Annotated in this window: 12 protein-coding genes, 1 pseudogene and 1 riboswitch; of the genes and pseudogenes, 10 read left to right on the forward strand and 3 right to left on the reverse strand. The window is 31.8% G+C overall.

Annotation, left to right across the window (positions count from 1 at the left end):
* Positions 1-265: 265 nt before the first annotated feature.
* Entirely contained in the window at positions 266-1444 is a 1179-nt protein-coding gene (locus MHB74_RS12755; RefSeq protein ID WP_061678522.1) for a macrolide family glycosyltransferase, read from the forward strand.
* A gap of 49 nt (positions 1445-1493) precedes the next feature.
* Here MHB74_RS12755 and MHB74_RS12760 read toward each other — a convergent pair whose 3' ends face one another.
* Positions 1494-2177 carry an aspartate/glutamate racemase family protein gene (locus MHB74_RS12760; RefSeq protein ID WP_141658063.1) on the reverse strand — a complete coding sequence of 228 codons (684 nt, stop codon included), beginning with the start codon at positions 2175-2177 and terminating at the stop codon, positions 1494-1496.
* Positions 2178-2327: 150 nt separating this feature from the next.
* A riboswitch (SAM riboswitch) is annotated at positions 2328-2443 on the forward strand.
* Positions 2444-2582: 139 nt separating this feature from the next.
* Between MHB74_RS12760 and MHB74_RS12765 the strand changes: the two genes are divergently transcribed.
* The 4 genes from MHB74_RS12765 to MHB74_RS12780 all read left to right on the forward strand — a co-directional run bounded on the left by MHB74_RS12765 (position 2583) and on the right by MHB74_RS12780 (position 5898).
* Positions 2583-3131: an ECF-type riboflavin transporter substrate-binding protein gene (locus tag MHB74_RS12765; RefSeq protein WP_061678524.1), complete on the forward strand. Its 549-nt coding sequence runs from the start codon at positions 2583-2585 to the stop codon at positions 3129-3131.
* A gap of 10 nt (positions 3132-3141) precedes the next feature.
* The gene (locus tag MHB74_RS12770) at positions 3142-4842 is read left to right on the forward strand and encodes an ABC transporter ATP-binding protein (protein ID WP_061678525.1); all 1701 of its coding nucleotides are present in this window, start codon (positions 3142-3144) and stop codon (positions 4840-4842) included.
* Positions 4835-5635, forward strand: a complete 801-nt coding sequence (locus MHB74_RS12775) for an energy-coupling factor transporter transmembrane component T family protein (protein WP_061678526.1) — start codon at positions 4835-4837, stop codon at positions 5633-5635. The genes MHB74_RS12770 and MHB74_RS12775 overlap by 8 nt, the downstream gene beginning before the upstream one ends.
* 155 nt (positions 5636-5790) lie before the next feature.
* A complete protein-coding gene (locus MHB74_RS12780; protein WP_000120182.1) occupies positions 5791-5898 on the forward strand; it encodes a YjcZ family sporulation protein in 108 nt (35 codons plus the stop codon).
* Between the two features lie 92 nt (positions 5899-5990).
* Here the strand turns inward: MHB74_RS12780 and MHB74_RS12785 are convergent, their stop codons facing one another.
* Complete coding sequence (locus MHB74_RS12785) at positions 5991-7259, reverse strand: sensor histidine kinase (RefSeq protein WP_061678527.1); 1269 nt, start codon at positions 7257-7259, stop codon at positions 5991-5993.
* Between the two features lie 98 nt (positions 7260-7357).
* A pseudogene (locus tag MHB74_RS12790) lies at positions 7358-8084 on the reverse strand (tyrosine-type recombinase/integrase).
* A 234-nt stretch (positions 8085-8318) separates the two neighbouring features.
* Between MHB74_RS12790 and MHB74_RS12795 the strand changes: the two are divergent.
* The 5 genes from MHB74_RS12795 (at position 8319) to MHB74_RS12815 (ending at position 13559) form a co-directional block, all read left to right on the forward strand.
* Positions 8319-8594: a hypothetical protein gene (locus MHB74_RS12795; RefSeq protein ID WP_061678528.1), complete on the forward strand. Its 276-nt coding sequence runs from the start codon at positions 8319-8321 to the stop codon at positions 8592-8594.
* A gap of 1662 nt (positions 8595-10256) precedes the next feature.
* Positions 10257-10859 carry a DUF6944 family repetitive protein gene (locus MHB74_RS12800; RefSeq protein WP_061678530.1) on the forward strand — a complete coding sequence of 201 codons (603 nt, stop codon included), beginning with the start codon at positions 10257-10259 and terminating at the stop codon, positions 10857-10859.
* A 1062-nt stretch (positions 10860-11921) separates the two neighbouring features.
* A complete protein-coding gene (locus MHB74_RS12805; protein ID WP_061678545.1) occupies positions 11922-12668 on the forward strand; it encodes a hypothetical protein in 747 nt (248 codons plus the stop codon).
* 271 nt (positions 12669-12939) lie between these two features.
* The gene (locus MHB74_RS12810) at positions 12940-13131 is read left to right on the forward strand and encodes a hypothetical protein (RefSeq protein WP_061678531.1); all 192 of its coding nucleotides are present in this window, start codon (positions 12940-12942) and stop codon (positions 13129-13131) included.
* Between the two features lie 233 nt (positions 13132-13364).
* Entirely contained in the window at positions 13365-13559 is a 195-nt protein-coding gene (locus MHB74_RS12815) for a hypothetical protein (protein ID WP_081110276.1), read from the forward strand.
* The last annotated feature ends 409 nt before the right edge of the window (positions 13560-13968 follow it).

Genomic DNA, 13968 nt, shown 5'->3' on the forward strand with positions numbered 1-13968 from the left:
TGAAATAATTCTATCAATTATTCACCTTTTATAAAATAAATCATATATTGATAGCATAGGACAAGCTGAAAAGCTTATTCTATCCTCACAGAACACTCCTTATCACGGTTAGGCATCTACTTATGTAGATGCTTTTTTTTGTTATTAACTGACAATTATTTATCAACCTTAAGTAGCAAGCATATTAGGACTATTAGGTGAAGATTGACGGTAATATTTACAGTATGATTAATAAGAGTATTGAAATGTAAGGAGTGAGAAATAAGTGCTAAATATTTTAGTGGTTAATTTTCCAGCAGAAGGACATGTAAATCCTACATTGGGTTTAGTCAAAGCCTTTACTGAACGGGGGGATCATGTACATTATATTACAACAGAACACTTTAAAGGCAGAATTGAAGATTTGGGAGCGACTGTATATACTCATCCAGATTTATTAAAGGAGATTTCTATTGATAATGAAACTTCATCTGGGCTGAATTCTTTCTTTCATGTACATGTTCAAACTTCTTTATATATATTGAAAATTACAAAAGAATTATGTGAAAGAATAAATTTTGATTTCGTAATTTATGATATATTTGGTGCTGGAGAGTTAGTAAAGGAGTATTTACAAATTCCTGGCGTAGTTTCTTCTCCTATATTTTTAATTCCTCCAGAATTTTTGGAAACTTTACCTTTTCATCCAAATGCAGATATACAATTTCAACCTGATGAACTTTCTGAAAAGTTATTATATCAAATAGAACACGAATTTGGAGTAAAGCCCAAAAATAATCTTCAATTTATGCATAATAAGGGTGATATTTCTCTCGTGTACACAAGTCGTTATTTTCAACCTAATAGCGATGCGTTCGGAGAAAATAACATTTTTATTGGACCGAGTATTTCAAAGCGTAAAACTAATGTAGAGTTTCCACTTGAATTACTTAAAAATAAGAAAGTTATTTATATCTCAATGGGAACACTGCTTGAAGGACTCGAACCATTCTTTAATACTTGCATTGATACTTTTTCAGATTTTGATGGAATAGTTGTAATGGCAATTGGTGATAGAAATGATCGTTCTAAAATTAAGAAAGCGCCAGACAATTTTATAATTGCTTCATACGTACCCCAATCAGAAATATTAAGTGAAGCAGATGTTTTTATTACACATGGCGGCATGAATAGTGTGCACGATGCTATTTATTTTAATGTCCCATTTGTCATAATTCCACATGATAAAGACCAACCAATGATAGCACAAAGATTAACTGAGCTGGAAGCAGCACATAGATTATTGAAAGAGCATGTTAATGTGCAAACTCTAAATGAAGCGGTAATAGACGTTCTTTCAAATGAAAAGTATAAACATGGTATACGAAAACTGAATGATAGTTTTTTAGAATGCGGTGGTTCAAAAGAAGCAATCGAAGTTATTAAAGCTCTTTTAAATAAATAGTTTGGACAATATAAAAGCATAGAGATGCAACCTTTATGCTTTTATATTATTATCCTGCAAACTGCACAGCAGTATTTGCGTGTATTAAAGCAGTATCAAAAACAGGTACAGTAAGGTCGTTTTGAGAAATAAGCAAAGGAATTTCAGTACATCCAAGTAATATACCCTCTGCACCATTTTGAATTAATGATTTTGCAATTTGTAATAGCTTTTCTTTTGATGATTCTGAAATAATTCCTTTACTTAATTCATTTAAAATAACATGATGTATAAAATCTCTCTCTTCTTTAATTGGGATGATTGTCTCAATGTTATAATTCGCTAGACGAGATTTATAGAAGTCTTGTTCCATCGTTTGTCTTGTTCCTAATAGTCCAATACGTTTTATATTGTGCTCTACCATTTCTTTAGCACTTACATCACCGATGTGAAGGAGTGGTATTGATATTGCCTGTTCTACTTCTTCAGCAAATAAATGTACTGTATTGGAACACATTAATAAACATTCAGCCCCGGAATTTTCAACCTTTTTTGCAACGGTTACTAATTCGTTTTTCACTTCTTCATATTGATGATTTTGTAGTAAGGTAGTTATCTCACCAAAATCCATGCTATATAAAACAAGCTTTGCATTTTGATCGTATTGAGAGAGTGTAAGTGTATTAATATGTTTATAGTATAACGATGTAGATTCCCAACTTAGTCCACCAATTAAACCAATTACTTTCATCATACATTCCTCCCGAAACAATTTTGAGTTCATTATTTCACAATTCCGATAAGAATACAATGATTTAAATGTATCATTTAACAAAAAATAAAAATAATTAGAAAAGTATTGAAATTTATTCTTCTTAGTGCCATAATACGAATTACAAATTAATACTTATCCAGAGAGGTGGAGGGAACGGCCCTTTGAAACCTCAGCAACCCCTATGTACATTTATAGGAAGGTGCTAATTCCGCAGAGGACACGATGTGTTTTTTGGAAGATAAGAGGATTCTTGAACGTGAAAGAAAATGACCTCTTATATAAGGGGTCATTTTTTGTTGTATAGAAAGGGAGTGTCGATGCATAATTCATTTTCAAAATAAATATAGAGTAATAAAAGTTGACTAATATGAGAGGGGAATTGTAATGAACAAATTATCAACGAAGTTAGTAGTGGCAATCGGAATTGGAGCAGCATTATACGGCATATTAGGACTTTGGGGATTTTCTATTGCACCAAATACATTTATTAAACCTGCATTAGCTATTTTAACAGTTTTTGGAGCGTTATTTGGCCCAGTGGCAGGACTGCTAATAGGACTTATCGGTCATACCGTAACGGATACAATCGCTGGTTGGGGTATTTGGTGGGGATGGGTTATTAGTTCAGGCATTATCGGCTTTGCAATGGGACTCATTCAAAAAAGAGTTGGCTTTAGTGTGAAAAACGGGACGTATAATAAGGCGAATATTTCTTATTTAGCTATTGCGGGGTTACTTGGTATTGTCATTGCTGTTATATTTGCTGGTGCATTCGATATTATTGTGATGGGAGAACCGTTTGACAAAATTGTTATACAAGTATTAGGAGCAACAATTGCGGATGTTATTGTATTTTTAGTACTTGGGTTACCAATTACAATAGGTCTAGCTAAGTCTAATAAGAAACACACACATTTAAAAATTGAAAAGTAGGGATGTTAACATGCAACCAATTATTTCTTTTGAACAATTTAGCTTTCAATATGAGCATGCGGCGCAGCCTACTGTAAAAGACATTACGTTTCATATATATCCTGGGGAAAAAGTATTAATTGCTGGACGTAGTGGTTCAGGGAAGTCAACGTTAGCTCATTGTATTAATGGGCTAATCCCGTTTTCTTATGAAGGGATTAGTACTGGGAATATTTTAATTGCTGGAAAAGACCCGAGGAAAGGGAGTATTTTTGAACAGAGTAAACAGGTAGGAACAATTTTGCAGGATCAAGATGCTCAATTTATTGGTCTTACAGTAGAAGAAGATGTAGCTTTTTATTTAGAAAATGAATGTGTAAATCAAAACACTATGAAAAAAATTGTTTCAGATTCATTAAAAAAGGTAAAGATGCATTCTTTTCATAAACAAAGTCCACATGAATTATCAGGGGGACAAAAACAAACTGTTTCTCTAGCAGGGTTGTTAACAACGAATGCCGATATATTATTATTTGATGAACCTTTAGCGAATTTAGCTCCTGTAAGTAGCTTACATACAATAGAACTTATTAAAGATATACATAAACAATATAATAAAACTATTGTAATTATTGAACACCGTATAGAGGAAATGTTAAATCTGGATTTAGATAAAATCATTTTAATGGATGACGGGGAAATTATTGCGATAGGCACTCCACAAGAGATTTTAACGTCAAATATATTACCATCTATCGGCTTAAGAGAACCTATGTACATAGAAGGATTAAAGAGATTACCTTTTGTTGGTAATAATGGCGTAATATATCCACTCGAAAATCTTCAAAGAGAAAGGGTAAGTAGCGCAATAAATGAGTGGATGGAGAAGCAAGTTTTTTGTAAAAGCACTCCTACAAACAAAGAATTATTGAAAGTTGAAAATTTGTCGTTCTCCTATCCTAATAAACAAAAAGTATTAGAAAATGTAAATTTCTCAATAAAAGAAGGGGAAATTGTAGCACTTTTAGGTCATAATGGAGCTGGAAAATCAACATTAGCTCATAGTCTTATAGGTATAAACAAAACAAAAAATGATAGGATTTTATTTGATGGAGTAAATATTAATTCTTGGTCTATTCGTAAACGTGGAGAGATTATATCTTATGTGATGCAAAATCCAAATCATATGATTACGCAACCTACTGTTATAGAAGAGGTTTCATTTTCATTAAAATTAAAAAAGGTTTCAAAGGAAGAAATTAAGCTTAGAGCGGAAGAAACGTTAAAAATTTGTGGTTTGTATCCATTTCGTAATTGGCCAATTCAGGCATTAAGTTATGGACAAAAAAAGAGAGTAACAATTGCATCTGTACTAACAACAAATCCTAAACTGGTCATTTTAGATGAACCGACAGCGGGACAAGATTATTATCATTACAAACAATTTATGTCGTTTATTAAAAAACTAGCTGCAAAGGGAATATCTTTTATTTTTATCACACACGATATGAATCTCGCATTAGAATATGCAGACAGAGCAATCATTTTACATGAAGGGGAAATTATTGCAAATAATACTGCGTCTATTGTATTAAGTCATTCAAAAACGCTACAAAGAGCGAGCCTAAGGGAAAGTTCTTTATTCAAGCTAGTTAATTTTAGTGGAATTTCCTATCCTGAAAGGTTTATAGAACTTTATTTTGAGGTTACTAGGAGGGAGGAACATGTATAGTACATACTTTCATCGTATGGATGGAGCAGTGAAATTGTTGTTATTTATTTTTTGTATGACGCTTACTTTTTTGTTTTTTGATTTTCGTATATTGTTTATAGTATTTGTGATTGGCTGTATCGGACTTCTAATTGCAAAAATTCCATTTCGTAAAATTTTAATAGTTTTTAGTGTTATATTTACATTTAGTTTATTAAATTCTGTCATGATTTTATTTATTACACCAACCCATGGATCTGAATTAACTGAATCATATACTTCGTTTTTACATATCGGATATGCGACAATTACTTATGAAACAATATTTTATGCGGCTACACTTTCATTAAAATATTTTACTTTATTACCATTTACACTTATTTTTATTTATACGACTGATCCAAGTGAATTTGTGAGTAGCTTAAGTAAATTTCGAATTCATTATAAGATAACCTATGCAATAAAAATTGCGTTACGTTATATACCTGATATTCAGTCTGAATATAAAATTATTAAACATGCACAAGAGGCGAGAGGAGTAGCCTTTGAAAAAGGAGAAGCAAGTTTATGGACTCGTATGAAAAACCGTGTCTTAATTTTCTGGCCTTTAATTATTCATTCACTAGAGAGAATCGATACAGTTTCAAATGCAATGGATTTAAGAGGATTTGGAAAAAAAGATAAACGTACGTGGTTTTATACAAATAAAGCTGAAAGCGGGGATTTCATTGCTTTATTTATAGGCGTTTTTATTTTAATTGTAGCAGTATATTTAAAGTTACATGTATTTCAAAACTTTTGGTATCCATTTTAAAGCACTCTCAAATAAGTAAAAGCACTCTCAAATGAGTGCTTTTACTTATTTTTTTGTAGACATGCTCAAAAAAAGGATATTTACATAATGTATAATACGAACCAGTTAAAATGATCAACTACCTATTAGTTTTCAAACCAAAAGGAGGAGAAATTATGAGTTACGGTGGTTCTTGTGGTTTTGGTGGAGGTTTCGCTTTATTAGTTGTGTTATTTATTTTATTAATTATCGTAGGATGCAGCTGCTGGGGCGGAGGGTACTAATTTCTAATTAGTCTCCACAAATGTAAACTAAAAAAACATAGAAGATACTTATGTATCGATACAAATAAAAAAGGAGCATAAATGCTCCTTTTTTATTTGTTTTCAGATGAGTTCGTATTCCATTTTGGAAATGTAATTGTCAAAGATGTACCCTTATTAATAACGCTTCGGATTTTTAAACTACCTTGCATCGTTTCAATGATCTTAACAGCAACCATGGTACCTAAACCTGTACCTTTCGTTTTCGTACTAAAATATGGTTCGCCAAATCGATTTATTTGCTCTTGTGACATACCAATGCCGCTGTCCTCAATTCGTATAATAACTTTATTATTACTACTAGATGAAGAGATATTTAAAGTACCACCATTAGGCATTGCTTCAATACCATTTTTTATTAAGTTTAAAAAACATTGTTGAAAGTGCTGTTTATTACCAACAATCGTTGCCTTAGAGAAATCTTTTGTAATATGTATTGTATTCATATTACATAATGGAAAAATCATATTAATAACTCGATTTAACTCTTGTTCTACTGAAATATGATCTAATTTTTCTGGAGCAGGCTTGGCAAACGTTAAGTAATCATCGATAATTTCTTGGGCACGATTTAACTCTTCAAGTATATGTTTAATATACTCGTCTCTCGATTCAGGAGTTAAATTCGGTGTTTTTAAAAGCTGTGTAAATCCTTTTACGACAGTTAAGGGATTTCTTACTTCGTGCGATATACTAGCAGCGAGTTGGCTAACAATCTCCATTTTTTCCATTTTTATTAATTTTGATCGCATACTTACTGCATCTTTTATAACTTCATTTATATAAACAATAAATAACATTAAAGTAGTCGGTAATATTATGAAATAAATAATATATAAATTATTTACTTCAAAATCTGATAAAGTTAATACAATTACGGTTGTAAATATTGCTAGAAAAAATGTTAAAAACATTGCATAAGCTACTTTAAGTTTTCTATTATATGTATTAAATTTTGAAGATGCGAATGCTGTAATAATGAACATTATCCCGTAAACAATGACAGTTAGCATGTTAAAGCCATAAAATAAAAATCTTGTAATTAGTAAAATTGTAAACAATATGATACCGACAGGGAACCCGCCATAAAGTGTACCAATTATGACTGGAATTTGTCTTAAATCATGAATACAGCTCTCATCCATATAGATAGGGTATCTCATACATAAAATAAGTGGGATACTTGAACAAAGAGTAATAAGTAGTGTTTTATATTTCTTTATATAGCGCCCGTTATCATATATAAAATAAAAAATAAATATACTACTTAAAATGTAAAGAAGGTTATTTAATACATTTTGATTAATATAAACAAAGTTCATAATATTTTCCTCGTTATTTTGAATTTCCATTTTATATGTATTATACATGATAACATGTATTGAGTTGAACAAATCTTGATAATACAAGGTTTGTTTGGCTAGCTAAAGCAACTTTTACCGGAATTTTTTACTGCTTCTTCCCGCATATTCGGTAAAACATGAAAATAAACCCTAAGCGTTAATGAAATGTCTGTATGATCTAATCTCTCACTGATAATTTTAGGACTAACTCCGTGTTTCAATAGTATAGTTGCGTGTGTATGTCTTAAATCATGAATTTTAATTTTTTTCACTGCTGTATTTTTTATTTCCTTATAAAACTTTTCCCTGAAAACATTTCTGAATAAAACCCCACCCGACTTATTGCAATTAATTAAATCTAAATCTTTATAAGCAGAAACCGTTCGTAATTTCTCTTTATTAATTTGTATTCGATGCAATAGGAGTATGTAATTATTTGAAATACCAGTATCTAGTGCTGATTTATAGCATTTTTGAATGTGCATAACATTTAATTTATGAAGTGCAATCTTTCCTATGCTAGGTATAAACATGGTGGGGTACATTGCTACTATAAAAAACGTAGCTATTTCTTTCTAAACTCATCCTTTTAATTTCTAACCACTGAACCAGATAGTCTTTTAAAGTAAGCTTAGATGGCTACACAAAAATCCCTTCATTTAACTCCGTAATTTTTTTCGCCACATCTTTCTCAGCTTCTTTTTTCGTCTTATAATCAGAGAACCACTTCTGTTTTCTTTTTCCTGTCTCTAGATCAATAACAATACAGTACTTATTTCCTCTTTTTCGAATATGTCCTTTCACTCAATACACTCCTTCATTTTGTTTTGAATCATGTTGTATAAGTCTAGTTGTAATTTTGATGCTATGAAAATTACATGTTTGGACATATCAGCGATAGATACATTTTACCATATATGAACAAATTCAGTTATAGGATACGATTGTCAGATGCTACTAATTTAATATTTATAATATTCAGAAAATCAAGCTGTGTAATCAATGGCAATATAAAACAATTCAAGGGGAGGAAGAAAGATGAAAAAGTTATTAGCAGTATTTTTTGCATTAGCATTAGTATTTACGGGTATTGGTTCTACACCAACTATGGTAGTGGGAAATGTTGAGTCAATACTTTGGGTGGATGATGACTTACAATTAAAGCATTATGTTATGAATAAAAAGCCGCTATATAATAGTCCAGGCAACCCAAATGCAGTAGGTTATGTTGAGTGGCAAAATGTTACTGTAAACCAAGTATGGTATTTAATTAATACACCTTTAGAACAAAAATGGATTGGTTATAACGTGTAAAAAGGCACTCATTATGAGTGCTTTTTATTTACATATTGAGAGAAATATTGTACGAAGCTACCAGAAGGGGGAAAATGCGGTATAAGAAAAAAGGACTAGCAGTCGTACCTGCTGTCCTTTATAGGAGAAAAATTATTCTGGATTAGAACTACGAATAACCAGAAACGTGCTTAAAAACAGTGTTGTCAAAGATGTAATAATCTATGCAACAAAAACACTTAGTCGGAATTCAAAACACCAAAATGGCTTGCATTGGTAACAGGCTCAAGACTAGTATATGTAAAATCAAAAATCTCATACAAAAAGCAGACAACAATTTTGGTTGTCTGCCAGTGAGTCGAACGAGTTAGCTAATTGTGATAAATTGCTTTCCCATTACAAGAAGAGTGATGCTGCTAGTTCAAACAGCTTGTAAGTATTGTTCTCGTTATTTTAAAAAATATACAGAGGAAGCAGATAAGTGAAGAACCTACCTGCCTACAACTGTAACAAAAGAAAGAGGTATTAGCCGTGGATACGGCGGCTTGAAAATAGTATGTATTTTTATTAAAAAAATATTCAAGGGGTGAAGATACATGGAATATTTGATAAACGGTGTCTATGAAATTACTCAGTTAATCAGTAAAGAAAAAGAGAAAAACAATGAGTTAATATAACAACAAAAAAGTAAAACTAGACGGCCATGTATTTGATAGTAAGGCAGAGACAGATTATTAATCCGGATTAAAAATACGTCAAGCTGCAGGTGAAATTAATAGCTTTGAATTACAACCAAGGCTTAAATGAAATGATCATGATTATTGTATGTACGTTTTTAATGTATGTGAAGCCTTTATTTCATAAGAACGGGAAAAGAGCACACATATAAGCGTGCTCTTCGATAAGAAAGGTAGATCTCTATGAGCGGAGAGACTACATACAATATCCATATGTTTGTTTTTTTTAAATGTGAAGAAAAAATCAACAAAATGTCAACGGAAAATCAACAAAAACGCTATTTGGTAAGTATTTTTAAAAAAGAGCGCCTTGTAAAGGCACTCTTTGCAAGTTTTTTGTCTACTGTCGTGTTTTTTTTAAAGAGGTGAAAGCTGTTATCCCACTTATAAAACTAGGCAGTAGGCTCCAAAAGAAGAACCCCCATCGACCAGTTAATAGGCTGACAGTTAAGAAAAGGAGTGGTACTAAAATAACCATTATTAAAGATATTCTTTGATATAGATTCATATAAAAACGCCCCTTTATAGATAAATGATATTGTATGTATGTTTACAATTGAGTAGCGTTGGAAGTTCATTATTTACAATAAAAATTTCATATTGTATGTATTTGAAATACCAAAAAAGAGCACTAAATAAAGTGCTCTTTAAGGGAAAAGTGAGATATTGAAAAGTTAATTAGGGTTTTTGCTTCGAGATAATATATGACCATTCCATCATAATGTGACGATGAATCACAAAAGAGCAGCTAGCAAAAGCTAACAGCTCGGTTCTCGGCCAAGAGAATTAGAGTGGGAAAAATTTAAGGCGGATCTTTTAAAGCCTTGTCTATATTATTTACGGAATATTGAGTTTTATTCAAGTGATGAGAGAAGTAGGATATTAACCTGGATATGCGCAATTTCATATCCTATAAGTAATAAATTAATGATGGAGTAGATTAAGAATGGATGATCCAATTAAGGAGATAGTTGGTGCTTGGTTTGTTGCAGTAGGGACAATTATTGCTGCGATTGGGAGTACCCCTTTAAAAAGTTTGAACAGTGAAATAAGAAAAGACTTGAGCATATGGGGCAATGTATTACAGGCGACGGGGAATGGTCTGGAAGCTGATGGGCAACAAGAAATATCCCTTGAATTTATTGGTCACGGAATCCAATCAATCGGTAATATAACGGTTCTAACAGGACTCATTATAGATTTTGAAGATGAAACGCAAAAAAAATTAGTGATTGCAGGGAACTGGGTACAGACATTAGGTGGTGTTACCGCAATAGGTGAGGAAATAGAGGATAGTTCAAATATAGATGAATCGTATAACATTTTGGGGAATCTGTTACAAGCGACAGGTAATTCATTGCAGGCAATAGGCGGGATAGATGAATTGAAAGCCAGTCGGGATAAAAGGGAGGAGGTTTTTGAGGAGGATGGACAGCTTATAGTAATTACGGGGAGTTGGGTCCAAGCAGTTGGCTCAGTAGTTTCATTAATCGGTCAAATAAAAGAAGAAAGCCAAGAGATAGAAGAAAATAATTTACAAGGAACTTAACAAAATAATCCTTTTACGAAAAAGGCCCCGTTGTCCCCAACAGAACCTTTCCTAAAATGGCAAAGAGTAACTCTTACCCTACTCTTTGTTTATATAGTAAAGGAATGTTAGCAAAAATCCAAGACTCTTTATATTGAGAAATAAAGAAAAAATTATAAAGAATCTAATCTTTTTTTCATAAATTAAAGAGCAGCTAGCAAAAGCTAACTGCTCATTCCAGAAGGAGAATTCAATGGAAAAGTATCTAAGAAAAGCGTTATCAACAGTATGTACAGGATTTTAAATTTTATTCGGACAAACTTAAAAAGAGCACCTTTGAACAGTGCTCTTTAAGAGAAAAGTGAATTAGGTTTTTTTACTTCGAGATAATATATGACTATTTCATCATAATGTGACGATGAATCACAAAAAAGCAGTCAGCAAAGGCTAACTGCTTGGTTCTCCAAGGGGGAACAAGGAGAAAGTAACTTAATGGGTTGTCTACATTATTGACGGAATAATGGGTTTTATTCAGGGGAGGTACTAATTATGTAGTTTACATGAGAAGTCCTATTAACATCCAAGCTGCCCCGATTAGAATTAAAGTTTCGAATGTAATCCAAAACTTTCTTTTTTCTGGTTTTTGAAATTCTTTAGTTACAGAAAATATGGCAGTTATTCCTACAGTTAATTGTTCTTTGAAAAGAGTATAACGTGGGGATAGTGTATCTATGCGCTCACAATCAATGATCATAGCCCTGTTATCAAAATGTTACCGGAGAACGGGAAAGGGCGGTAAAAACCCGCAAAAAGGAAGAAAGACCAATTATATTTATATATTCAGCCACAGTGTGAGTGTCGTGGCTTTTGTGTTTTTTATTAAATTTAGTATTTTCTCTACTAGATTCATAAGTGACATAAAGGAATTTATAAAAAAGGTTACTTCCCATTAACTTTGGATACAAGAATAGTGTAGTAATGAAGATTTTGCTATTCATTTTTCGAATATTACTTTAAAATTTAAATGAAAAGATAGTATTACTTTTGATTAATTTTAAATGTCTAAATAGAGGGTGAATGCTAGTGTTTAAAATTACACAACAGGACCAAAAGGATTTTAAAAAAAATCTGCTTTATAAAAAAGATAAGAGATTTGTTGAATTTATCGTAGATAGTTATGTACATACCAAGGAGTTTTCTAATGATACTGATAGTTTATCTAATAAGGATAAATTAATGGAGTTAGAAAAAAATGATATAAAGTATGTTAAAGCAAGAATAGAAAGTTTATCTGAGTACCATGATCCACTTAAAATGGATTCAATGATTCTACCAGCTGTTACGGTTTTATTTTCTGCACTTGCAACTGGATTTTTCGTTAATGCAAAGATGATTAATGGATCCACTAATTCTATGCAGATTAGTGGATTTACCGTAACAGGTTTCTGGATTTTTACAATCATAACTTTTATTCTTTTCGTATTGAGACCTGGGAAAAAGAAGCATAGTAAGATTATTTTCTTTAGTAAACTGGTTGACATTTGTATTGAAGAGAAAGAGCTAGAAGAAAAGAGAAGAGAGCAGAAAGAGAAAGAAAAGAAAGAACAGGAAAAGAGAAGAGAACAGAAAGAGAAAGAACAGAAAGAGAAAGAACAGGAAGAACAGGAAAAGAGAAGAGAACAGAAAGAAAAAGAAGAACAGAAAGAGCAGGAAAATCAGCGGAAAGAGAGTGTTTATAAGCTAGTATGTTTATACCTTGAAAAACTAGTTAAGCAAGAAGAAATGAAGGAAGTAAAAAGAAGCAGAAGAAAACGATATAGAAAAAGATGATTCGGAAAAAAGCACCCATTTAGGTGCTTTTTTCTTTGTTATATAGAAATTATACATTAAACGTAATGCGGTGGTGGAATAGGTAGACACTGTAGTAACTCAGATACGTTCCTAGGTAAGTGATGATAGTCGTCTTTAATAAAACAACTCTATGTAAGGTGCAAATCCTTACCCGCATACTAGAACAAAATGGACATTTGGTCTAAATAAGTATATAAATATGAAGAATCTAATTATTTGATTCATATTTAAACCAAGGGGTACAAATTCGATGCGACGTGAAAAGGATTTGTTGAAACAATGGAAGGCAGATTTGCAAAATATTCAAGAAGAGAAAAGGCTGATGAAGAAGGCTAAGAAAAAGAATAAGAAATATAGCATTCCTGGTAATACAGCTGACTTCATGGATGGTAAAAATACTTATCGCAAAGAGAATGGGATATGGAAGCAAAGAAATAAATAATATGAGGATAAATAAGTTTGATTTAGTTAATAGCAATTATTGTAGGCGCTGCCGTGATCTGGTGGCGTCTTGTTTGTTGTTAAGGAAAGATAAGGAGAATATATTTGAAACCTAGAGATTAGATAATAATATTATTACTTTAAAATGTAGAAAGTAGACTAGTAAACAAGCCATTTTTGTTTTTTTGCATAGAATATGATGAATCCTAAAGTTAAGAGGAGGTAATTATATTTATGGGTTGTAATTGTAATTTCAGACGTTCCCGAGATTGTAATAGATTTTGGGATGATTTAATGTTCTGCAGACGCAGACAGAGAGATTGTGATGACCGTCGTTGTAGACGTGACCGCGACTGTGATTGTGATGAATGTCGTCGTAGATGTAATCATGATCGTGACTGTGATTGTGATAAGCGTAAGGATTGGTAAAGTCTTTTGAATGAGTGCGTTTCTTCACAGCACTCTTTTTTTGTTTAAGGGTTTTCTAAATTTATACTTATTAAATACGAAGATATAGTTGTAATTCGATTTAAGAACTAACAAAACAAATGAACACAATGAACAAAAAAAGCGATGGATGAGATTTGTATTTTATTACATTGAATTTAAAATAAAGTTACAACAATAGAACAAACTGCAAGCCGATTATCTTCTACGATTAGTAATTTAAACAATGTAGTATCAAATCAAGGAAAAACAATCAAAGCTTTACAGGAACTTGAAGAAAATCAAAATGTGAAATTAGAAGAAATGGAGAGTAAGCATAATGAAGAAATTACATTAATGAACAACAAGATAGCAACATTAGAAGAGTTTGTTCGAAAATTAATAAATGAGA

The sequence above is a fragment of the Bacillus sp. FSL K6-0069 genome (genome assembly GCF_038007785.1).
GTDB lineage: Bacteria > Bacillota > Bacilli > Bacillales > Bacillaceae_G > Bacillus_A > Bacillus_A mobilis.